The sequence below is a fragment of the Flavobacterium salmonis genome (genome assembly GCF_903819435.1).
Lineage (GTDB): Bacteria > Bacteroidota > Bacteroidia > Flavobacteriales > Flavobacteriaceae > Flavobacterium > Flavobacterium chungangense.
In genome coordinates, this window is record NZ_CAIJDP010000057.1 from 215,487 (window position 1) to 237,299 (window position 21,813).

Annotated in this window: 21 protein-coding genes; 15 read left to right on the forward strand and 6 right to left on the reverse strand. The window is 32.1% G+C overall.

Annotated elements, in window-relative coordinates:
* The first annotated feature begins 167 nt into the window (after window positions 1-167).
* From FLACHUCJ7_RS03570 to FLACHUCJ7_RS03595, 6 genes are all read left to right on the forward strand, one after another.
* The gene (locus FLACHUCJ7_RS03570) at window positions 168-380 is read left to right on the forward strand and encodes a helix-turn-helix domain-containing protein (RefSeq protein ID WP_180907937.1); all 213 of its coding nucleotides are present in this window, start codon (window positions 168-170) and stop codon (window positions 378-380) included.
* Window positions 370-1,437 carry a DNA cytosine methyltransferase gene (locus FLACHUCJ7_RS03575; protein ID WP_180907938.1) on the forward strand — a complete coding sequence of 356 codons (1,068 nt, stop codon included), beginning with the start codon at window positions 370-372 and terminating at the stop codon, window positions 1,435-1,437. The genes FLACHUCJ7_RS03570 and FLACHUCJ7_RS03575 overlap by 11 nt, the downstream gene beginning before the upstream one ends.
* Window positions 1,430-4,306, forward strand: coding sequence for an ATP-binding protein (locus FLACHUCJ7_RS03580; RefSeq protein WP_180907939.1), 2,877 nt, complete (start codon window positions 1,430-1,432; stop codon window positions 4,304-4,306). Before FLACHUCJ7_RS03575 ends, FLACHUCJ7_RS03580 begins: the two co-directional genes overlap by 8 nt.
* Window positions 4,307-4,310: 4 nt before the next feature.
* Window positions 4,311-6,011 carry a response regulator receiver domain gene (locus tag FLACHUCJ7_RS03585; protein ID WP_180907940.1) on the forward strand — a complete coding sequence of 567 codons (1,701 nt, stop codon included), beginning with the start codon at window positions 4,311-4,313 and terminating at the stop codon, window positions 6,009-6,011.
* A 3-nt stretch (window positions 6,012-6,014) separates the two neighbouring features.
* Window positions 6,015-6,800 carry an HNH endonuclease gene (locus FLACHUCJ7_RS03590; protein ID WP_180907941.1) on the forward strand — a complete coding sequence of 262 codons (786 nt, stop codon included), beginning with the start codon at window positions 6,015-6,017 and terminating at the stop codon, window positions 6,798-6,800.
* Between the two features lie 114 nt (window positions 6,801-6,914).
* Window positions 6,915-7,229: an HPF/RaiA family ribosome-associated protein gene (locus tag FLACHUCJ7_RS03595; protein WP_031454156.1), complete on the forward strand. Its 315-nt coding sequence runs from the start codon at window positions 6,915-6,917 to the stop codon at window positions 7,227-7,229.
* A 134-nt stretch (window positions 7,230-7,363) separates the two neighbouring features.
* On the opposite strand, the gene FLACHUCJ7_RS03600 is transcribed toward FLACHUCJ7_RS03595, so the two are convergent.
* Entirely contained in the window at window positions 7,364-8,047 is a 684-nt protein-coding gene (locus FLACHUCJ7_RS03600; RefSeq protein WP_180907942.1) for a hypothetical protein, read from the reverse strand.
* Window positions 8,048-8,462: 415 nt separating this feature from the next.
* On the opposite strand from FLACHUCJ7_RS03600, the gene FLACHUCJ7_RS03605 reads away from it, so the two are divergent.
* The 5 genes from FLACHUCJ7_RS03605 to FLACHUCJ7_RS03625 all read left to right on the forward strand — a co-directional run bounded on the left by FLACHUCJ7_RS03605 (window position 8,463) and on the right by FLACHUCJ7_RS03625 (window position 12,540).
* On the forward strand, window positions 8,463-8,954 hold the full coding sequence (locus tag FLACHUCJ7_RS03605) for a nuclear transport factor 2 family protein (RefSeq protein ID WP_180907943.1): 492 nt from the start codon (window positions 8,463-8,465) through the stop codon (window positions 8,952-8,954).
* A 262-nt stretch (window positions 8,955-9,216) separates the two neighbouring features.
* A complete protein-coding gene (locus FLACHUCJ7_RS03610; RefSeq protein ID WP_078227011.1) occupies window positions 9,217-10,596 on the forward strand; it encodes an ammonium transporter in 1,380 nt (459 codons plus the stop codon).
* 123 nt (window positions 10,597-10,719) lie between these two features.
* Complete coding sequence (trmB, locus tag FLACHUCJ7_RS03615) at window positions 10,720-11,397, forward strand: tRNA (guanosine(46)-N7)-methyltransferase TrmB (RefSeq protein ID WP_078227010.1); 678 nt, start codon at window positions 10,720-10,722, stop codon at window positions 11,395-11,397.
* A gap of 39 nt (window positions 11,398-11,436) precedes the next feature.
* A complete protein-coding gene (locus tag FLACHUCJ7_RS03620; RefSeq protein WP_078227009.1) occupies window positions 11,437-12,072 on the forward strand; it encodes a LysE family transporter in 636 nt (211 codons plus the stop codon).
* Window positions 12,073-12,213: 141 nt separating this feature from the next.
* Window positions 12,214-12,540 (forward strand): MGMT family protein, encoded by a 327-nt coding sequence (locus FLACHUCJ7_RS03625; RefSeq protein WP_180907944.1) that lies wholly within the window; start codon window positions 12,214-12,216, stop codon window positions 12,538-12,540.
* A 14-nt stretch (window positions 12,541-12,554) separates the two neighbouring features.
* Here FLACHUCJ7_RS03625 and FLACHUCJ7_RS03630 read toward each other — a convergent pair whose 3' ends face one another.
* A complete protein-coding gene (locus FLACHUCJ7_RS03630) occupies window positions 12,555-13,817 on the reverse strand; it encodes a L,D-transpeptidase family protein (RefSeq protein WP_230408783.1) in 1,263 nt (420 codons plus the stop codon).
* Window positions 13,818-14,492: 675 nt separating this feature from the next.
* Here FLACHUCJ7_RS03630 and FLACHUCJ7_RS03635 point away from each other — a divergent pair.
* The 4 genes from FLACHUCJ7_RS03635 (at window position 14,493) to FLACHUCJ7_RS03650 (ending at window position 17,087) form a co-directional block, all read left to right on the forward strand.
* Window positions 14,493-15,623, forward strand: coding sequence for an Mrp/NBP35 family ATP-binding protein (locus tag FLACHUCJ7_RS03635; protein WP_180907946.1), 1,131 nt, complete (start codon window positions 14,493-14,495; stop codon window positions 15,621-15,623).
* A gap of 144 nt (window positions 15,624-15,767) precedes the next feature.
* Window positions 15,768-16,007, forward strand: a complete 240-nt coding sequence (locus FLACHUCJ7_RS03640; RefSeq protein WP_017494691.1) for a NifU family protein — start codon at window positions 15,768-15,770, stop codon at window positions 16,005-16,007.
* Between the two features lie 215 nt (window positions 16,008-16,222).
* Window positions 16,223-16,705, forward strand: coding sequence for a hypothetical protein (locus FLACHUCJ7_RS03645; RefSeq protein WP_031454147.1), 483 nt, complete (start codon window positions 16,223-16,225; stop codon window positions 16,703-16,705).
* Between the two features lie 64 nt (window positions 16,706-16,769).
* Window positions 16,770-17,087, forward strand: a complete 318-nt coding sequence (locus tag FLACHUCJ7_RS03650; protein ID WP_007805184.1) for a 2Fe-2S iron-sulfur cluster-binding family protein — start codon at window positions 16,770-16,772, stop codon at window positions 17,085-17,087.
* Window positions 17,088-17,141: 54 nt separating this feature from the next.
* Here the strand turns inward: FLACHUCJ7_RS03650 and FLACHUCJ7_RS03655 are convergent, their stop codons facing one another.
* The 4 genes from FLACHUCJ7_RS03655 to FLACHUCJ7_RS03670 form a co-directional block, all read right to left on the reverse strand.
* Complete coding sequence (locus FLACHUCJ7_RS03655) at window positions 17,142-17,543, reverse strand: SMI1/KNR4 family protein (protein WP_180907947.1); 402 nt, start codon at window positions 17,541-17,543, stop codon at window positions 17,142-17,144.
* Between the two features lie 107 nt (window positions 17,544-17,650).
* Window positions 17,651-18,640 (reverse strand): aspartate-semialdehyde dehydrogenase, encoded by a 990-nt coding sequence (locus tag FLACHUCJ7_RS03660; protein ID WP_078226999.1) that lies wholly within the window; start codon window positions 18,638-18,640, stop codon window positions 17,651-17,653.
* A 170-nt stretch (window positions 18,641-18,810) separates the two neighbouring features.
* Window positions 18,811-19,194 carry a large conductance mechanosensitive channel protein MscL gene (gene mscL / locus FLACHUCJ7_RS03665; protein WP_031454144.1) on the reverse strand — a complete coding sequence of 128 codons (384 nt, stop codon included), beginning with the start codon at window positions 19,192-19,194 and terminating at the stop codon, window positions 18,811-18,813.
* Window positions 19,195-19,262: 68 nt separating this feature from the next.
* Window positions 19,263-21,731: a bifunctional UDP-N-acetylmuramoyl-tripeptide:D-alanyl-D-alanine ligase/alanine racemase gene (locus FLACHUCJ7_RS03670; RefSeq protein ID WP_180907948.1), complete on the reverse strand. Its 2,469-nt coding sequence runs from the start codon at window positions 21,729-21,731 to the stop codon at window positions 19,263-19,265.
* Window positions 21,732-21,813: the final 82 nt, after the last annotated feature.

The following is a 21,813-nucleotide window of genomic DNA, read 5'->3' on the forward strand; positions in this document are numbered from 1 at the left end:
TTTAAATAAAAAGATCTAAAAATAATATTTAACGCCAGTCAGAAATGATTGGCGTTTTTTTATGGAATAAACTCGAAACAGTAGTTAATATCAAGTTGAAAACTATTATTTCATGAGGACAATTGTCAACAGGACAATCGTCCTCACATACTTATATTTATCCATTGATGGAATTGAAAGAAAAATTTGGCAATAAAATTAAAGCCTTAAGAGAAAAAAGAGAATACTCAATTGAGTATCTGGCAAATATTGCCAACATCGACAGAACATACATTTCTGACATCGAAAAAGGTAAAAGAAATGTTTCACTACTAATTATCGAAAAACTTTCAAAAGCACTCGAAGTAAATATTCAAGAATTATTTAATTATGGAGAATAAAACTAACACTTTAAAAGCTGTAGACTTTTTTTGTGGCGGTGGGGGAATGAGCTATGGAATGCTTGAAGCAGGTATAAATGTTTTAGCAGGAATTGACTTCGAACCCAATTGTAAAAAAACCTATGAAGACAATATAACTGGCGCACAGTTTATTCAAGCAGACGTTTTTGATTTAAAGGAAGAAGAACTTGAAATCAAATTAAATCTTAATAAAAACGACGACGATTTAATATTAATTGGATGTAGTCCATGTCAATTTTGGAGTATAATTAATACTAACAGAGATAAATCAACAAAGTCGGCAAATCTATTAATTGAATTTGCAAGATTTGTAAAACATTTAAATCCAGGTTATGTAGTTGTAGAAAATGTTCCAGGAGTTTTAAGAAAGAAAAAAGAAAGTGGCCTTGAAGATTTTATAGTATGGCTAGAAGAAAATCATTATAAAGTTCATTTTGAAGTTCATAATGTTGCTGATTATGGCGTTCCTCAAAGTCGAAAAAGATTCACTTTAATAGCCAATAGAGTTACTTCAGAAAAGTTAAATCCAATTAAAAAAGAAGGAAAAAAAGTTACTGTTCGAGATGTTATAGGAGAACCTAATGGTTTTCCTAAAATCAATGATGGTAACAAAGATAACACAGAATTCATCCATACAGTCCCTGCCATCTCTGAAATAAATAAAAGAAGATTAAAAAAAATTCAAAAAGATGGGGGTAACAGACTAGGTTTTGCTAATGACTCAGAATTACAGCTACCTTGCTTTGTGGGAAAAGATAATTGGTTTAAAGATACTTTCGGTCGTCTATGGTGGGATAGACCTTCTCCAACTATAACAACAAAATTCTTAAGTATATCTAACGGACGTTTTGCACATCCTGAAGAAGATAGAGCTTTATCTTTACGTGAGGGAGCAACATTACAATCATTTCCAAAAGATTATAAATTTCACGGAACAAGTACATCATCTATTGCTAGATTAATAGGTAATGCCGTTCCGCCTGAATATGCAAAATGCATTGGGGAAGCAATTATAAAAAATCACATTAATGGCTAATTTCAGAGCTAAAGCTAGAGCGGTAGAATTATTGGGTAAAGGTCAAATAGCTGATTTACCTACAGCTATTTCTGAACTATGGAAAAACGGATATGATGCCTATGCTAAAAACTTAGAATGTAAATTATATCTAGATTCATATAAAGACAATAAAAAACCAATTTTTGTTTTAAGTGATGATGGTTTTGGTATGTCAGAAAAAGATATTCTAGATAAATGGTTTGTTTTAGGAACTGATTCAAAAGCCAGAAACGAAAAAATTCAACCTGTATTTGATTTAAATCGCAGGACTCCAATGGGAGAAAAAGGAATAGGACGCCTTTCTGTATCTTATTTGGGTTCTCAAATGTTAATGATTTCAAAGAAAAAAGGAGAAAAGGCAAATGCGTTATTGATGGATTGGAGAGTTTTAGATAATTATGACTTTTTTCTTGAAGATTTAAATATACCAATGTTTTCATTTGAATCACAAAATGATTTCAAAAACAAAATTACAAGTGCGAATTTAGAATTTGAATTGAATTTAGATGAAAAAAAATGGAAAGAACAACAAAATTATAGAAACATAATTTTACAAGATTGGAAATCATTTGAAATTCCAAAATTCATTGATGAAGAAATAATTGAAAAATTCTGTAAAAGTGAATACCATGGAACTTTCTTTATAATATTTACTCCTCATGAACAATTGTTAGAACTTTCAGAAAAAGATAGAGTCTCTCTAAAAAAAGACAATTCTTTTAATTATTTGAGAGCTTCATTGAGTGGATTGCATAATGATTTGAAAAATAAAAGCAAAGATTTTACAACAAGTTTTTTAATTTATGACGCTTCAGGAAAGTATAATATTATTGATGATTTCTTTACTTCTGAAGAAATGCAAAATGCCGACCATTGGTTGAATGGTGAATTTGATGAAAATGGTTTCTTTTCTGGGGAAATTAAAGTTTTTAATATAAGAGAGAAATATACTTTTAAACCCAATAGACCACCTGGAAAAACTCCCTATGGTCCTTTTTCAATTCAATGGGGTTCATTAGAAGGTGAGCTGAAGAGTTCAACTCTAAATCAGGAACAGTATGGAATTATTAATGGTAAACTCGAGGCTTTTGGTGGTTTATATATTTATCGAGATGATTTTAGAGTATTACCATATGGAAGAACTGAACATGATTTCTTAGAATTTGAGAAAAGAAGAAGTGCACATGCTGGTACCTATTTTTTTAGTCACAGAAGATTTATAGGCTATATAGATTTAACTAGAGAAAAAAACCCAAATCTTGTTGATAAAGCAGGGAGAGAAGGATTTATACAAAACAAGGCTTTTAGAGAGTTTAAGGATGATTTAATTGAATTCTTTATTGATATTGCAAAGCGATATATGCGTTCTGGTAAAGACGATAAATTTGACACTTACAGAGAAAATCAACTTGGAGAGATAAACGCTAAATATCAAAAACAAGCAGACGCAGCAAAAAAGAAAAATTCAAAAACAAAAAAAGCTTTTCTAGAAAACCTAAAAGATAATAGTAGTAAAGTTGATGCTTTAGAAAAAGAAATTGAAGAAATTGAGGGCAAACTCTCAAATGAAGTTAACCAATTAGAGATTAATTATAACAACTATAATAGAATACTTGAAAATCTTGACTCAAAAAAGAATGAATTAAGAGCAATTAAAATTCAAAAACCAAAAGGAATAAAAATAACAACCAGACAAGAACAAGAATATTTAGATTATCAAAATAAATATTACGCAGCTGATAGTAAGGTTCAAAATTGTCAATCTATAATTGATAAAACTCGTGAAAGAATTAATGTTGAAAATCTAAAATTAGAATATAACGAAAAATATAGATCTCATATTAAATATTTAGACAAGCAATTTTCTGGTTTCAAAGATATATCAAAAGATTCCTTTAATAGAATTGAAAAACAGTTAGGCGAAGAGAAAAAAGTTCAAGTTGAATCTTTTATTAAGCAATCTGAATCTTATAAACTATTAGATTCAGATGAAAAGAACCAAATATCAACAAAAATTATTGCTTTAGAGAATATTATTGAAGAGCATAAAAAAGATATTGAAAATTCATTTGAAGGTTTTACTAAACATATTTCCAATTTACAAATTGATGTAGACGATGATTTTTTAAGAGGTTGGTATCAGGAACAAAATGAAAAACTGGAAGAAAAAGTAGAGGATTATGAAGAGTTAGCACAGTTGGGAATGGCAATAGAAATTATTGACCATCAATTTAATGTTATGTATTCTCAAATGCAAGATTCTGTTAATGAAATAGAAGCCTACTCGAAGAAAAATAAGGGTATAGAATATAGTTTTAATCAATTAAAAAATGCATTCCAACATCTTGAAGGAAATTATAAACTATTAAAACCATTATATAAAACGTCAAGAAGAACAAGAGAGGTTATCCTAGGAAGTCAAATTGAAAAATATATTGACGACTTTTTTGAAAATGAATTTAAAAAATATAAAATAGATTTTGACGTAAATGATGCTTTTAGAGAATATGAGTTTTTCTCTTATGATTCAATTATTAAACCAACTTTTCTAAATATTATTAATAATGCTAATTATTGGTTGATTCCATCAAGTGAAAGAAAAATTAGAATTGACTTAATTAATGATGAAATTAGAATAATGAATTCTGGTGAAAGAATTGATGAGACTCAGATTGAAGATATTTTTAACCTCTTTTATACTAGAAAAAGAGATGGTAGAGGTATAGGTTTATATTTAGCGAAGAAAAATTTAAATGCAATAGGATATGACATTAAAGCAACTAATGAAAAAGATTATAACAAGCTTAAAGGAGCATGTTTTGTCATATCTAAAATCAAAAAGAACTAGTAGAATGGATGAGCAAAAAACACCTATAGAGACGACTCTAGAAATACATCAACCAATTCAAGAAAAAAAGTCGTTTGAAGATGTTGCAAAAGAAATAATAAAAGATTCTATAAGAAATGCTATATGTATTGATGATAACTATCTAGCTCCTTATTCAGATTTTGTAGAAGGAGTAAATAGTAATGATCCAAAGAAATTATATTACTCTTTTCGTAAAGAGGGTCATTGTGATTTAGATATTTACCAGTTTAAAAATTTCGATGAGTGGCGACAAAACGATTATATGATTCATAATAAGGACTTATTGATATTGGATTGGGAATTAGATGATAGTGCAGAAAAGTATAAAAACACACTTCTAATTTTAAATGATATAATTTCAAAAAAGAATATCCCGTTTGTAGTTATTTATACTAACACTGAAGATTTAAATTCTGTATCTCAAGTCTTGTGTGAAAATTATAACTTTTATAATTCAACTAATTTTGATGATTTTATAAGTTTGTTTAAAGATAAAATATCAAGGTTATCTAAGAGATATGATGAAGTTGAAATTTTCTTTGAAGAAAACAAACAATTATTTTTTGAGTTTTTTAAATTTTTTAATAAAAGAGAAGAGATATCTAATGAAATAATTAAACGTTTAGCAGAGTTTCTTGAATTAACTGACTTAAAAAAACTATCAAATAAAATTATACGAACTACTAAGGAACAATTTTCTGCTAATGAAGATATAATTGAATCAATGCTTATTATAGCAAATCTAATTTTTTCTATAAATCTAAAAGATGATTCTAAAAAAATCAGCAATAAAAGAATTGGGATCGATAAAGATTGCTTCCTAATTAATGGGGTGATAATCCTCGTTTTACATAAAAGCGGAAATAATGATGGAGTTGAGCCAGAAAATCTTTTTAATGTATTTAGCGAAGCAATATATACAAACCCACACAGTATTATTAACTTAATTACATTAGAATTAAAGGATAAATTAAGGGAAGATTTCTCTTCAATTGGGACAAAATTTAATATGATTGATGAACGAGCATTTTTATATCATGCCAATAATTATGTTAAAATTAATGGAAAAGATAAAGTCTTTGAAAAATCATCGTTTGTGAACTTTGTAATTCAATCTTGGATGAATGAATTAACTCAATATAATTTAGATTTGGATCTAAGATCAACATTTCTATTAGAAGAATTATTAAAAGAAATTAAAGTTGATGTTGATTTACCTGATAAACTAAGCCAATTTGCTAATATGGTTTCTTGTGTAAATATTGAAAACAGAAAAAATAAAAAAATAACTTTTGGAGACATCTTTAAATCTGGAGAAAATTACTTTTTATGCATAACACCACTTTGTGATTGTTTAAACACAAACAAAATTGAAAATCAATTTTACTTTACGGTTGGAACAGAAGTTAGTAATAAATCTTCATTAGAAAAAGCTGAACAAGGATTTTATTCTTTTATTAATTGTAATAGTAAAAACATTGCAATTGAGTGGAAATGTAAACCTTTTACATCTTATATTCCAACTGATGAAAACAATATTGATTCGTTGAAAATATTATACGCTAACAATATGCATGAATTAGAACATCTAACAATTTTAAAGGAAAATTATACTCAAAGAATTGCAAACAACTCTTTTGGTTATGGTTATAGAGTTGGGGTAGATTTACCCCATATTTCGTAAATTATGGCAACTCGTAACCTCTGGACAAAGGAAGAATTAATTCTTGCCTTTAATTTATACTTAAAAGTTCCTTTCGGGAAAATGCATAGTACAAATAAAGACATCATTCATCTAGCCAATTTAATTGGTAGAAGTTCAAATTCCGTTGCTTTACGTTTAGTGAATTTTGCCAGTGTCGATCCTGCTTTGCAAGCAAGAGGAATCAAAGGTATGATTGGCGGTATAAAAACTGTTCAACCCATTTGGGATGAATTCTTCAACAATCAAGAAGAATTAGTATTTCAAAGTGAACAAATATTAGCCGAAAAAGAAAATACAACAATAGAAAACAAGTACAGAGATATTCTTTTCAATTTAAAAGATTTAAAAGGAGAAAATATCATTCGGGAAGTAAAAACCAGAGTCAATCAATCAGTCTTCAGGCAAATGGTTCTGGCAAACTACGATACAAAATGTGCTATTACAGGAATTAATATTCCTGAACTTTTATTAGCAAGTCATATAATGCCATGGTCCAAAAATGAGGAACATAGATTAAATCCTGAAAATGGAATTTGTTTTTCTGCGCTTTACGATAAAGCTTTTGACAAAGGAATAATTGGAATCAAGACAAATCACGAAATAATATTTTCTGATAAAATTAGAAACAAAAGGGAAACCGAGTTTTACAGCAAATATTTTACCCCAATTGAAAATCAAAAAATTATTGTAGCCCAAAAATATTTACCACGAAAAGAATTTCTCGAATATCATTTAGATACAATTTTTAACAAGCAAATAATATTTTAGAACGAATTTATTGTTTTAAAAATCCTCAAAATTTTTCATAATCTTTCCTTAACTCACTTGCCTTTTCATCTAAAAAAAAATAGCTTTGAGAAACAATCATTAATACAAACCGTTATGAAAATTCAAATCAATACCGACAAAAACATTGAAGGACACGCAAGATTAGAAAACTATTTTTCTGAAGAATTAGAAAAAGGGTTAGCACGTTTTGAAGATAAAATTACCCGCATAGAAGTACATTTTGGAGATGAAAATGGAGAGAAATTCGGCTTAAACGATAAAAAATGCGTTCTTGAAGTCCGTATCGCCAATTTACAGCCGCTTACTGTTACAGAACACGCAGACACTCTTGAAAAAGCGTTTAGCGGTGCTTTGGCAAAAGCCAAAAAATCACTGACTACTACTTTCGAAAAAATGAAAGCACATTAAAATATAGAATTCCACTTTTTTAAACCATATAAGTGATATAAGTTCATTTTAATTTAAGCTCTTAATGCTTATCTGAACTTATATCACTTATATGGTTTTTGCTTTCGACTTTTGACCTTCGACTTTCGACTAATTTAAGATTTCGGCAATGGCGCTCCCACGGCAATATCGCATCGGTGTCCCGGCTGTCCGTGTACCGGGTTTGTTCCTTCTTTTGTCGCTACGGGTTTTGCAGTTTCGGTACTTAACAAAGCAGGAACGGCATTGTTTGCTGGTGGTGTTACCGTAAAAGATTTTTCGACTGTTCCGCTTTGTGGAGCAGCAGCTGTAGTGGTTGTAGTAGCGGGTTTTGTAACCGGAGAATTTAAAGGTGATCCAACCGGAATATCACATCTATGCCCCGGCTGTCCATGTGACGGATTCATTCCTTTGGCTACTTTTACAGGCTGTGCAACGGCTGTCGTAGTTACCACTTTTGGCTGACCCGGATTTACCTGAACCGTTTGTGCAGATTGTGTAGTTACAGTTTGTCCTTGTTGCGTTGGTGCCGAATTCAATGGCGCTCCAACGGCAATATCACAACGATGTCCCGGCTGTCCATGAGCAGGATTCAGTCCTTTTGTTTCTCCTAAAACCGTATTCGGGTTTGTAGCCGGAGCCTGTGCCACCGGAGCTGCTGTTTTAGAAGTGTCTTTTGCAAGTCCTAATCGGATCAGTTCAGATGTTGAAGTGTTTTCCTGAACTTCTAATTCTTTTTTGCAGGAAATAAAAGCTAAAGAGGCAATAATGATCGAACTTATGTAGATTTTTGAATTCATGATTGAGGTATTTTAAGAGCACTCAAATATAAATTTTTTCCACCATATAAGTGATATAAGATAATTTAAGTTTTGAGTTACTTTGTTAATAGCCTTTGAAAGACATATAAGAAAATCAAAATGAACAAATCTCATCGCTTTGTAATTATTTAACACATAGAAACATAGTCTCGGAGCGCTGAAAAAAGGCGTTTCACTAATTTGAAAACACATAGCTATGTGTAAAGAAATGTATTTCTTTATTCAACTCTTTTTACTACATAAAACTATGTTTTTCTATGTGTTAGAATAAACTTTTATGAACTCAATAACAAGCAGTAAAATTTAAATTTCACAATACTAGACACAATACTAAAATGAACTTATATCACTTATATGGTAAAAAATAATACCTTTAAACTTAAATACTTTATACATGAAAAAGACCATCCTATTACTTTTATTTATTACTGTTTTTGCAAATGCCCAAAATGCCGAAAAAGACAAAATCAATCAAACACTTGACGCCTGGCACAAAGCAGCGGCCGATGTAAAATTCGACGCTTATTTTAATGCCATGACCGAAGACGCGATTTACATTGGAACAGACGCTACCGAAAACTGGATTAAACCTGATTTTAAAGCCTGGGCGAAACCCTATTTCGATAAAGGAACAACCTGGAATTTTAAGGCTTTGGAACGTCATATCTTTTTTGACAAAAGCGGAAAAATAGCCTGGTTTGATGAGCTGTTAAATACACAAATGAAAATTTGCCGTGGTTCAGGAGTTTTGGTCAAAGTAGGAAAAGAATGGAAGATTCAACATTACGTTTTATCCATGACGATTCCGAATGATGAAGTGGATTCAGTAGTAAAAATAAAAGGGCCCATCGAAGATATTTTGATTGCCAAACTTCAAAAAAAATAAGCAATATCTGTCATTCTGTTTGCAATCATCAGCTTTCGGGCACTTTAGAACTCAGGATGTCAATTCTATTATAATATATTTGACAATAATAGCGTAAATTTAGAAGCACAAAATAAGATACTCTCAAAAAAAGAAGCTGAATTTTATAAAATTTACTAAAATAAAAACCAAGCCTCTATTTTGTCAGACCTTAAATTTAAAATATTTATTTTTTTTTAACTTTGCCCCCAAAAAAAATAGGGTTAAATAAAGTATTTGAAAAATGAAAATAGAAAAACGCTGGATCATCTCCTTTATTATGATAAGTATTGTTTGTATCACGGGGGCATTTTGGCCAACGGTTACAGAAAATGATTATGTATTGTCTGAGTTTGGTACTACTGAACATATTGTTCCGGCAGATGTTGCCTGGATGCTCACATCCTCTTGTCTGGTTTTAATCATGACTCCGGGATTATCTTTCTTTTACGGCGGAATGGTGGGCAAGAAAAACGTGATTTCAACGATGTTACAAAGTTTTATTTGCTTAGGAGTTGTTACGCTTTTATGGGCTGTAGTCGCTTTTAGCCTTGCGTTTGGAGAGCCTGTTGGTTTTGGTTCAGGTGATCATTTTTACAGTTTTTTCGGAAATCCAACTACTTTTGCCTTTATGGATTATGTGGGCGTTTTGCCTCACAAACAATTGGCTAATACGATTCCGTTTATGCTTTTTGCTTTGTTTCAGATGAAATTTGCAATTATCTGCCCTGCGATTATTACAGGATCATTTGCAGAACGTGTTCGTTTTATCTCCTATTTAATTTTCATCAGCTTATTTACCATTTTTATATACGCTCCTTTATGTCATGCCGTTTGGTACCCAACCGGTGTTTTAGGAAGCTATTTTGGTGTAAAAGATTTCGCCGGAGGAACCGTAGTACACATGAGTTCCGGATTTGCCGCTTTGGCCGGGGTTATCGTTTTAGGAAAAAGAAAAAATAGTCAGCATATTCCAACCAATATTCCGTTTGTATTATTAGGAACCGGAATGTTATGGTTTGGATGGTTCGGATTCAACGCTGGTTCTGCACTTGCTGCGAACGGAACTGCTGCCATGGCTTTTGCTACTACCACAACCTCATCGGCTGCAGCCATGTTAACGTGGATTTTCTTTGACCGAATGAACGGAAGAAAAGTTTCTGCTCTCGGTGCCTGTATTGGAGCTGTTGTTGGCTTAGTTGCCATTACTCCTGCCGCAGGTTTTGTCTCGGTTCCCGAAAGTATGTTTTTCGGATTCATTACAGCCTTGGTTTCAAACACAGCTGTAAACTGCAGTTTTTCGAAAAGATTCGACGATACTTTGGACGTTTTTGCCTGTCATGGTGTTGGCGGAATTATGGGAATGATCCTTACTGCCATATTCGCTCATGGCGAAGATGCAAGTTTGCTTCACGGTGGATGGAGCGTTTTTGGACATCACATGATGGCGTTAGTATTGGTTTCAATATTTACTTTCTTCGGAGCTTATTTCTTATTCAAAGTAACAAATTTCATTATTCCGTTAAGAGTTTCAGAAGAGTCAGAACACATTGGTCTGGATTTGTCTCAGCACGATGAAACACTGGATCCAAAATCATCACATATAACCGAACCACATTACTAACCAAAAATAAGCCGCAGCTTTCTCAGATTAAAACCTGAAAATACTGCGGCTAAAATTTAAACTTCAATTACACCTCGTCCATTCGTTTATATTCCTTAATTTTGCGGAAAATTTTTGTAAAAAGTGGGAAGTAAAAATAAACTAAAAAGATTCAGGGAAAACGAAACATTTGAAAACGTTTTCCAGCCAACCAGAGAAGAAGTTGTAAGCGATTCATTTCCGTTAAGAGGAAAATGGAATACCGATTTCTTTAAAAATGACAATCCATTAGTTTTAGAATTAGGATGTGGAAAAGGCGAATATTCTGTTGGACTGGCAGAAAAATACCCGGACAAAAATTTTATCGGAATTGACATCAAAGGTGCCCGTTTCTGGAGAGGCGCCAAAACTGCTGTTGACGACGGTCTTCATAATGTGGCTTTTGTACGAACTCAGATCGAGTTAATCAACCATATTTTTGCTGAAAATGAAGTAGATGAAATCTGGATTACTTTTCCGGATCCGCAGATCAAATACAAAAGAACCAAACACAGAATGACCAATTCTGAGTTTTTGAAATTGTATAAAAAAATCCTTAAAAAAGACGGTGTTGTCAACCTGAAAACCGACAGCGAATTCATGCATGGTTATACTTTAGGATTATTGCATGGAGAAGGACACGAAGTTTTATACGCCAATCATAACGTATATAAAAATGAAGGAAGTCCTGAAGTTGTAACTTCAATTCAGACCTTTTACGAAAAACAATATTTAGAAATTAATAAGGCAATTACGTATATTCGTTTTAAAATTAAAGACTAATTTAATTTTAAAATCATTTTTCAACCATTAAATAACTGAATGGCATTACTCACTCCATTAATTTCAGGTTTTATTGCCGCATTTATTGGGATTATTCCTCCGGGACTAATCAACATGACTGCAGCTAAAATAAATTTGAAAGAAGGAAAAAAAAATGCCTTATGGTTTGTTATTGGTGCCGTTTTAGTCATTTTTTTTCAGGTTTCCGTAGCGGTTTTATTTGCTCAGGTTATTAATAGCAGACCGGATGTCGTGGCATTACTGAGAGAAGTTGGTTTTGGTATCTTTTCAGTTTTAACCATTTATTTTTTATTTATAGCAAAAGGACCCAAAACCAAAAAATCAAAAATCAAAAAGAAGAGTAAAGAAAGCCGCTTCTTTTTAGGAATGCTCCTTTCCGGATTGAATTTTTTCCCAATTCCGTATTATGTACTGGTAAGTGTTACTTTAGCTTCTTACCATCTTTTTGTGTTCGAAAACAACATTATTTTTACTTTTGTATTAGGTTCTGTTTTAGGCTCTTTTGCCGTTTTATACAGTTATATCGCTTTCTTTGGAAGAATAGAAAAGAAGACAGATTATATGATGCGCAATATGAATACGATTATTGGAAGCATCACCGGTTTAATTGCTCTTGTGACACTTTTTAATATTTTGAACTATTACTTTAGTTAAAAATATTAAACCTCAGATTAGAAGATTAAACTGATTTTGAGAAATGGGGCAAAAAAAGTGATTTGCGCAGTTTCCGCATAGTAACAGAGAATTATTAATTAATCTCTTTGATCTTCTAATCTGTAGCAAAATTCAAACTCTATGGCTGAAGATAATTTTTTTGAAAAAGTCTACACAATCGCGCGACAGATTCCGTACGGAAAAGTAACTTCCTATGGTGCTATTGCAAAATCATTAGGAACTGCACGATCAGCCCGAATGGTTGGCTGGGCAATGAATGCTTGCCATAACATGGAAGATATTCCCGCACATCGCGTTGTTAACAGAAAAGGACTCTTAACAGGAAAACATCATTTTGACGGAACCAACTTAATGCAGCAGCTTCTAGAGAGCGAAGGCATTGAAGTAGTCAATAATCAAATTATAAATTTTGAAAAACATTTTTGGCAGCCCGAAATGACGTTATAACCAATTCCAGACACTTACTCCATCACCACATTTTTGGATCCATCAACTTCTTTTTCTTTGTCTTTTTCATACACATCCGAAAAAAAATTGACTTCACCTGTATCCTCACTTACCCATGCAGTAAAATAACCTATATAAATCGGAATTTTATTTTTCAATATACAGGTTGTTTCAATTTCACCATTCATCGCAAGATCTATTTTTTCTGATGGCCAGTCGGCATCGTCTTTTAAAATTACATGCGCCAATTTCTTAGCTTCTTTAATATTGATACATCCATGACTAAAAGTACGCTGTTCGAACTGAAATAAACTTTTGGCCGGAGTATCGTGCATGTAAATATCAAATGGATTTGGAAACAAAAATTTCACCAGTCCCAAAGAATTTTTAGGACCCGGTTTTTGTCTTACCTTCCCTCCATTCCATTCCATATTATGCTCTTCCAGATATTTTTTATTCGAAGCCATGTTAAGCTTTAATTCGTTATCAATGATACTCTGCGGAACATTCCAATATGGGCTAAATACCACTTTGTCCATTGTACTGCTGAAAATTTCCGTTTCAGACCATTTAGTCCCAACAAAAACATCAGATGTAAATTCATTATGTCCGTTTTTAACATAAAGCAATCGGTAAGATGGAATGTTTACCATAATATAATCACTTGCATTTATCAGATTTTCGGGAATTAAACGACAACGTTCCATGTTTAGCTGTATCGTTTTGATTCTTTCTGATATTGGCTCGTTCATTTGTTTGATATGATCCAGCGTCAATTTATAATTTAGAGCAAGACCATATCTTTTTTTATAATTTAAAACCCCGGCCATAAGTTCTTCATTATAAATAGTGCTTTTCGAATCTTTTTTTAAATCACCATCTATAAATAAACGCTCACGAATTTGCTTTACTGCAACGCCGCTATCAAAAGGTTTTAAATCTTTAAAAGTTGCACTGTCAATATCAATTTTTTTCCAAAGTTTTTTTCTTTCAATTTTTCGATATTTTTCCAAAGCTATTTCAAGTCTGTCATACTGTCTGGATAATAGGTAAACCTGACCTGAAGTTCTGGTTATATTTGCGATAGAATCCCGATTTCTATTTTGAAAATTAAAGGCCGATGACAAGACTGAAGTGCTGTCAATAAAATTTTCAAAATTATTTTCTTTTAAAAATAATTTATCATTTAAAGATTTTTCTTTTTCATTCTTAAAGCCAAATGAAGAGAACAAAAAAACTATCGTTATAATTAGGAGGAATTTATTTAAATGTCGCATGATGTTCATTTTTTAAATATTTAACATTAAACTTATTTAAAAAATAAAGCGAAAAACACAATCAGAAACCTTCAACATGAATCTTCACCATATTTATTAAAATATTGTAAATCAAAAATTTAGGGTTCTTCAAATTTACTTCAATGCGATAAAAATTGTTTTATAGAATAAAACATACATTTATTAAAATTCACATTAAGTGACTGACTTCCATTAAATTGCACGAATACAGAATTTTATTACAGCTAGAATACGAGAGATTCTGGTTTGGTTAAATCTGTTTCAATTTGAGTTTATACATTATAAGAATCATACTGTTTCTGATAACTATTAGGAAAACGTTATCGCCAAAATGTATCTTTATTACCAACAATTATGTAAACAATATTTAGCATAGTTTTTTTCATGCTTTTGACTTACTATTTTTTTAAAAGAGATATCAGATTCAAAAAGTTGGTATTTAAAAACCAATAATTAGCCCTAATCACTTTTTGAAACCCCTAAAACTATTTTTTCGGTTTCTGTTTTGATTTATTTACTCAATCAGACCATCAACAAATACAATTCAAAACAGCAAAAATCCGAACATAATCCGTTATCTTTGCAATCTGAAATTGGTTTAAATAAATATCACTTTTAAATTAGTTTCAATCATTAGAAAAATACAATATCAAAATGAAATTAGATAGAAAAGAAATTCTTAAAGCTTTAGAAACGATAACTATAGCCGGAGAAGGAAAAAATATGGTCGAAAGCGGCGCTGTTGCCAATGTAATTACCTTTGGTGATGAAGTGGTAGTTGACCTAGTGCTTAATACGCCAGCCATGCATATTAAAAAAAGAGCTGAAGATGATATCAAAAAAACAATTCATGAATTGGTATCGCCAGAAGCAAAAGTTAAAGTAAACATTAAGGTAGAAACTCCTGAGAAAAACGAAATTAAAGGCCGTGCCATTCCGGGAATCAAAAATATTATTGCTGTTGCTTCAGGAAAAGGGGGTGTCGGAAAATCTACAGTGACAGCAAATTTAGCTGTAACACTGGCAAAGATGGGATTTGCAGTTGGTGTTCTTGATGCCGATATTTATGGACCATCAATGCCAATTATGTTTGATGTTGAAAATGAAAAACCAATTTCGATTACTGTTGACGGAAAATCTAAAATGAAGCCCGTTGAAAGTTATGAAATCAAAATACTTTCTATAGGATTTTTTACAGCACCTAGTCAGGCTGTAATATGGAGAGGGCCAATGGCGGCAAAAGCCCTGAATCAAATGATTTTTGACGCTGATTGGGGTGAATTAGACTTTATGCTTATTGACCTGCCTCCTGGAACGGGAGATATTCACCTTTCAATTATGCAGTCATTGCCAATCACCGGAGCAGTTGTAGTAAGTACACCTCAGGCAGTGGCACTTGCAGATGCAAAAAAAGGTGTTTCTATGTTTATGCAGGATAATATTAATGTTCCGGTTTTGGGAATTATTGAAAATATGGCGTACTTTACACCAGAAGAATTACCTGACAATAAATATTATATCTTTGGACAGGAAGGAGCAAAAAATCTTGCAGAAGATTTGAATGTTCCGTTTTTAGGAGAAGTACCAATTGTTCAGTCTATTCGTGAAGCAGGAGATTATGGCCGCCCAGCAGCTTTGCAAACTGCTTCAGTAATTGAAACTGTATTTGAAGAAATTACCAGAAATGTAGTTCAGGAAACAGTAAACAGAAACGAAAGCCTGCCTGCAACAGAAGCCATAAAAATTACAACAATGGCAGGATGTTCAGCAGTTAAAAAAAATTAGATAATTGAGACAATGAGTTAATTAGATAATTTGAAAATAAGATAATGAAATAATTGGGATCGTTTTAAGAATTACCTAATTGACACATTCTCTAATTGACACATTCTCTAATTAGCAACATTCTCTAATTGATACATTAATATTATGACAACAGAAGAATTAACAAGCAACGTATTATTAGCTCTTGATGAAATCAGACCTTTTTTGAATTCTGATGGTGGTGACATTACACTGATTTCAATTGAAGACGATAAACATGTAAAAGTTCGTCTTGAAGGCGCATGCATAAGTTGCAGTGTAAATCAGATGACTTTAAAAGCGGGTGTAGAAACAACTATAAAAAAATATGCTCCACAAATAGAAACAGTAGTCAATATAATGTAATAAACGGGTAACTTATTCTTTTTTTAAATTTGAAATAATCAATAAGAATAATAGCCATTTAACCTCTTTTGTAATATTTTTTTATACAAAGCTGTTAAAACACATGTTTTTTTATGATTTTGATAAAAAACAATATAAAGATTTAAGGTATTCTATTGAGAAATTGTTGCATTTTTAACTTAAATTTGCAACATAACCCCTTAAAATCTTAAATCATGAAAAAATATTACATTCTATTTATATTATTTTTTTCTATTAGCATAAATTACGCACAACAAAGTTCAGAGACATTAATTGTAGACAAAGCATGGCTTAATGATTCAGAAGAATGGTCCGATTATACCTATTCTGGAAAGATTGTATTTTCTATCAACAACAATGAAGAAGGCAGCCTTAGATTAGGTAATTATGATTTTTTATATGATTTTTGCGAAGGGAAGCCAAAATTTTCAAATAAGGCGGCTTACAATTCAGCAGAATTTTCACATCCAAGAAAAATATCATCTTCAACAGATAAACAAGGAGTAGTAAATAATACTTATGAAGGTACTTTGATTTTTCAATTGGATAAAGATTATTATTCAGTAATTGCCATTGTTACATTATTAGAAAAAGGCGGAAATATATTAGGGGCTAAAATGCACCTGAAAGAAAGCAGCAGAAAAGAATTTGCATTTAGCTTAAAACCAAATAGTTAGTAAATAATTTTAGAGTTTGTTCACGTTATCAAATTCTAAGTAAGTAAAATTCCAATATTTTAAAATGGATGTATTAATAAAGATTAAAGATCGAGAAGGAGTTATACACGAATTACAGGCTCCAACTGATATGGCAATGAATATAATGGAGTTATGCAAAGCATACGAACTTCCTGTTGAAGGAACCTGTGGCGGAATGGCTATGTGCGCTTCCTGCCAGTGTTATGTTCTAAATGATGTTGCATTACCGGAGATGGGAGATGATGAAGAAGCCATGCTTTCTGAAGCATTTTATGTTAAATCTAACAGCCGCTTAGGTTGTCAGATTCCAATTACTACAGAATTAGAAGGACTGGAACTTGAACTGGCTCCGGAATATTAAAAACATAAAAAAGCGAGAATGTATAGTTCTCGCTTTTTTTGTATTATCAAAAAATTACTCTTCTATAAGTTCGCTTATAGTTTCTGCTACTTCTTGCGTTTTTCCAGTTTCGTGAAACCATAAAAATATATTTTCACCTAACTTTTTTTCATTACCATTTAATGGAAAAAGAATCAATTTATCCCCACAGCCATTTGTTGCAATGGCAATTGCGTTTAGAGGAAAACCACTCCATTTTTTAGCTTGTTTTGTTTCTAAAACAATGTGATTACAAGTTCTGCTTATTCTTTTTTTATCAGATTTATCAAAAAAGGGATATAGTTGCCAGTGATCATCTTCTGTTATTAATTCACCTCCATTGAGGTTGATCATTTTTTGTTTGAATTCATATGGAAATTCAACCTCTAACTCCCTTTCTGCCTCAATTATGTATTTTAGATCTATTGGAAATGCCATATATTGTCATAAATTTAAACTGCAAATTATGATAAATTATAAAACAAAAAACCGTAGTCACTTTTAGGAATTACGGTTTTTTTATAACAATTTTTGTAACCTCTGATTTATACCAAACCTGCCTGAATTAAATATTCTGCAATCTGGATTGTGTTTGTAGCTGCTCCTTTTCTTAAGTTATCAGCAACGATCCACATGTTTAATGTATTTGGCTGGCTTTCGTCACGACGAATTCTTCCAACAAAAACTTCATTTTTACCTTCTGCAAATAAAGGCATTGGATAAGAAAACGCATCCAGGTCATCCTGAACCACTACTCCATCAGTATTTTGTAAAATTTCGCGAACTTCTTTTACATCAAAATCATTTGTAAACTCAACGTTTACAGCCTCACTGTGACCTCCAACAACAGGAACACGAACTGCAGTAGCCGTAACTCTGATGGTATTATCTGCAAGTATTTTTTGAGTTTCACGAACTAATTTCATTTCTTCTTTAGTGTATCCATTAGCTTCAAAACTATCGCATTGTGGAATTGCATTTCTGTGAATTGGATATTTGTAAGCCATATCACCTTCAACTCCTGCGTATTCATTTTCTAATTGTCTCACCGCTTTTACACCGGTACCGGTAATCGATTGGTAAGTCGAAACGATAATTCTTTTGATATTGTATTTTCTGTGCAAAGGAGCCAATGTCAATACCATTTGAATCGTAGAGCAGTTTGGGTTTGCAATAATTTTATCTTCTTTCGTCAAAGACTCGGCATTGATTTCAGGAACGATCAGTTTTTTGGTCGGATCCATTCTCCACGCAGATGAATTGTCAATTACCGTTGTTCCGGCAGCAGCAAATTTTGGAGCCCACTCTAATGAAGTATCACCTCCGGCAGAGAAAACAGCAATATCAGCTTTTAAATCAACCGCAGTCTGCAAACCAACAACTTTATATTTCTGACCTTTATATTCGATTTCTTTACCCACAGATTTCTCTGAAGCAACTGGAATTAGTTCTGTAACAGGAAAATTTCTTTCTGCTAAAACTTTCAACATTATTTCGCCAACCATACCGGTGGCGCCTACAACCGCTATTCTCATTTTATATTTTTTTATATGAATGTTCTAATTTAGAATGCAAAAGTAAGGATAATAAAAACGATTACAATTCGATTCACAAAAAATAACAAATTGTTACAAATTAAACAAAAAGAAAAAACCGTCCCAATTATGGAACGGTTAAGTTAGACTTTAGTGTAGCGGTATGTATATTATTGTTTATTTTTCAAAAGATCCCTAATTTGTGTAAGCAATTCTTCCTGCGTTGGTCCGGCAGGCGGTGCAGGAGCAGGTGCTTCTTTCTTTTTCAGATTGTTTATTCCTTTAATAATTAGAAACAAAACAAAAGCAACAATTATAAAGTTAATTACTGCCGAAAGAAACATTCCGTATTTTATGCCTCCAAAAGCCGTTAATTGTTCAATACTTGATAAATGAGCAGCTTCTAAAGCAGGTTTTAATATCAATGGTGTTATAACATCATCAATTAATGAGCTTACAATTTTATTGAAAGCAGCACCAATAATTACACCGACAGCCAAATCAATTACGTTGCCTTTCGTTGCAAATTCCTTAAATTCTGAAACAAATCCCATAATTCTTTATTTTTATGTAATTAATAGGTATCGAAAATACGTAATTTTATTGAAAGTTTCTTTAAAAACTATCTGAAAAATACCCTTTTTACTCTTTGTGAAATACTGGTCAGAATTTCATAAGGAATTGTTTTTAAAGCTTCTGCTATTTCTATTACTGTTGGAGATTCTCCAAAAATGGTAACCGAATCACCTTCTTTACAATCAATTTCGCTAACATCTACCATCAGCATATCCATACAGACACTTCCTACAATAGACGCCTTTTGATTTTTAATTGTAATATAACCTATCTGATTGCCCCATAATCTTGAAATCCCATCAGCATAACCAATCGGAATTGTTGCTATTTTGGTTTCTTTTTCGGCCATGAATCTTCTTCCATAGCCGACACTGTCGCCTGCAGGAATAGTACGAACCTGCGAAATAATCGATTTTAAAGTCCCTACATTTTCCAGGTATTTTTGTTCTGAGGGATCGTTTGAAACACCATAAAGTCCAATTCCCAAACGTACCATGTTGTATTGCGCATCCGGAAAATTACTGATTCCGGAAGTATTCAGAATATGACGGATTGGGTTTACTCCTAATTCATTCATTAATTTTGAAGAGAGTTTTTCGAACAATCGAATTTGCGACATTGCAAATTCATAATGCTTTATATCATCGCTAGTCGCCATATGCGATAAAATACTCTGGATGCGTACTGTTGAATTTCCTTTTAAAGCAGCAATCAATTCGTCTATTGTATTTTCTTCAAAACCCAGACGATGCATTCCGGTATCGAGTTTGATGTGGATCGGAAAATCTTTTAGATTCTTTTCACGGGCAATCTTCAAAAAAGCATTTAATCCTTTCAAACTATAAATTTCAGGCTCTAACTGATATTGAATAATCGATGCAAAACTCGTCGATTCAGGATTTAAGACCATGATTGGTAATTTGATTCCGCCATTTTTAAGTGAAATTCCTTCATCGGCAAAAGCCACTCCTAAATAATCAACTTTATGATGTTCCAGCAATTTTGCTATTTCCAATCCTCCGTTTCCATAGCCAAATGCTTTTACCATAACCATAATTTTAACATCACTTGCTAATTTAGATTTAAAGAAATTTAAATTATGGCTAATGGAATTCAGATTGATTTCAAGAATCGTTTCATGCGTTTTCTCTTCCAGTAAAGTTACAATTTCTTCAAACTGAAACGACCTTGCTCCTTTTATTAAAATGGTTTCGTTATTAAAATTCAGATTTTCAAAATCATTGATAAATTCAGCAGTGTTTTGATATGTGATACAACTCGAAAATTTGTTTTTAAATAACGAAATGGTTGTGCCGATTCCAATTATACGATTGACTTTATTATCTGCAATTAGTTGGGAAACTTTAGAATATAATTCTTCGTTTGAAAATCCGCTTTGAAAAATATCAGATAAAATAACTGCTTTGGATGCATTCTTTTTTTGGCTTTCTAAAAAATCCAGTGCTATTTTAAGCGATTGAAAATCAGAACTATAACTATCGTCAATAATGCTGCAATTATGAATTCCATTTTTGACTTCCAGACGCATTTCAACCGGATACAATCCGTACATCCGATTTTGAACCGTCTCAGCATCATATTCAAAATTAAGCAATACCAATAAGCAGGAAATTGCATTTTCCAGTGAAGCGGAATCACTGAAAGGGATTTTTAAGTCATGACTTCTCCCTTTGTAATGATACTGAATACGCGTCGTTTCATTTTTATTTTCTCTTTTCGAAACAAAAACATCGGCTGTATTATCGATATAGCTCCATGAAAAAAGTTTTCGGGGATGCAGCATATATTCGGCCGAAAATTGAGATAAACAGGAATCTACAATTTCATTTTTCTGATATATAATAACCGGACAGTCTTTAAACAAAAGCAGTTTTTCATCAATCTTTTGTACTAGATTTAAAAATCCTTCGTCGTGTGCAGTTCCAATATTGGTAAGTAGTCCTATTGTGGGTTTTATGATTTGCTCTAATTTTTCCATTTCATTAACCGTCGAAATTCCGGCTTCAAAAATGCCTAAATTATGTTTCTCATTAATCGCAATCACCGAAAGTGGCACTCCAACCTGTGAATTATAACTTTTAGGACTTCGTATAATATTATAATCAGGGCTTAATAAAAAATTAAGCCATTCTTTTACGATCGTTTTTCCATTACTTCCCGTTAATCCGATAACAGGAAAGTCAAAAAGATGCCGGTGATGAGCGGCAAACTTCTGAAGGGCATCTAAAGTAGATTTTACGACTAAAAAATTGGCTTTTCCGACACAATTTTCAGGAATATATTCAACTACAAAATTCTGAACTCCTTTATCTATAAGTTCAGAAACATACGAATGCGCATCATTATTTACTCCGGACAATGCAAAAAATAAAGTTTGAGAACCGTTTTGCAGTGAACGGCTGTCAATCGAAATCTGTTCAATAAAAACAGTTAGATCTGAGCCAATCCATTCGGCATGAAGAACCGAAACAAGGCTTTTTAAGTTTACGCTCATTTAGAAGTTTCTTTTTTTTCAAAATTAAACATTAAAGACTGAAAAGAGTTGTGATTTTCTTAAAAAATAAAGGGTTTACAAA

Excerpts from the sequence above, each read along its gene's own strand:
- FLACHUCJ7_RS03570 (WP_180907937.1), top strand. The coding sequence starts at position 168 with ATGGAATTGAAAGAAAAATTTGGCAATAAAATTAAAGCCTTAAGAGAA.
- FLACHUCJ7_RS03575 (WP_180907938.1), top strand. The coding sequence starts at position 370 with ATGGAGAATAAAACTAACACTTTAAAAGCTGTAGACTTTTTTTGTGGC.
- FLACHUCJ7_RS03580 (WP_180907939.1), top strand. The coding sequence starts at position 1,430 with ATGGCTAATTTCAGAGCTAAAGCTAGAGCGGTAGAATTATTGGGTAAA.
- FLACHUCJ7_RS03585 (WP_180907940.1), top strand. The coding sequence starts at position 4,311 with ATGGATGAGCAAAAAACACCTATAGAGACGACTCTAGAAATACATCAA.
- FLACHUCJ7_RS03590 (WP_180907941.1), top strand. The coding sequence starts at position 6,015 with ATGGCAACTCGTAACCTCTGGACAAAGGAAGAATTAATTCTTGCCTTT.
- FLACHUCJ7_RS03595 (WP_031454156.1), top strand. The coding sequence starts at position 6,915 with ATGAAAATTCAAATCAATACCGACAAAAACATTGAAGGACACGCAAGA.
- FLACHUCJ7_RS03600 (WP_180907942.1), bottom strand. The coding sequence starts at position 8,047 with ATGAATTCAAAAATCTACATAAGTTCGATCATTATTGCCTCTTTAGCT.
- FLACHUCJ7_RS03605 (WP_180907943.1), top strand. The coding sequence starts at position 8,463 with ATGAAAAAGACCATCCTATTACTTTTATTTATTACTGTTTTTGCAAAT.
- FLACHUCJ7_RS03610 (WP_078227011.1), top strand. The coding sequence starts at position 9,217 with ATGAAAATAGAAAAACGCTGGATCATCTCCTTTATTATGATAAGTATT.
- FLACHUCJ7_RS03620 (WP_078227009.1), top strand. The coding sequence starts at position 11,437 with ATGGCATTACTCACTCCATTAATTTCAGGTTTTATTGCCGCATTTATT.
- FLACHUCJ7_RS03625 (WP_180907944.1), top strand. The coding sequence starts at position 12,214 with ATGGCTGAAGATAATTTTTTTGAAAAAGTCTACACAATCGCGCGACAG.
- FLACHUCJ7_RS03630 (WP_230408783.1), bottom strand. The coding sequence starts at position 13,817 with ATGCGACATTTAAATAAATTCCTCCTAATTATAACGATAGTTTTTTTG.
- FLACHUCJ7_RS03635 (WP_180907946.1), top strand. The coding sequence starts at position 14,493 with ATGAAATTAGATAGAAAAGAAATTCTTAAAGCTTTAGAAACGATAACT.
- FLACHUCJ7_RS03640 (WP_017494691.1), top strand. The coding sequence starts at position 15,768 with ATGACAACAGAAGAATTAACAAGCAACGTATTATTAGCTCTTGATGAA.
- FLACHUCJ7_RS03645 (WP_031454147.1), top strand. The coding sequence starts at position 16,223 with ATGAAAAAATATTACATTCTATTTATATTATTTTTTTCTATTAGCATA.
- FLACHUCJ7_RS03650 (WP_007805184.1), top strand. The coding sequence starts at position 16,770 with ATGGATGTATTAATAAAGATTAAAGATCGAGAAGGAGTTATACACGAA.
- FLACHUCJ7_RS03655 (WP_180907947.1), bottom strand. The coding sequence starts at position 17,543 with ATGGCATTTCCAATAGATCTAAAATACATAATTGAGGCAGAAAGGGAG.
- FLACHUCJ7_RS03660 (WP_078226999.1), bottom strand. The coding sequence starts at position 18,640 with ATGAGAATAGCGGTTGTAGGCGCCACCGGTATGGTTGGCGAAATAATG.
- mscL (WP_031454144.1), bottom strand. The coding sequence starts at position 19,194 with ATGGGATTTGTTTCAGAATTTAAGGAATTTGCAACGAAAGGCAACGTA.
- FLACHUCJ7_RS03670 (WP_180907948.1), bottom strand. The coding sequence starts at position 21,731 with ATGAGCGTAAACTTAAAAAGCCTTGTTTCGGTTCTTCATGCCGAATGG.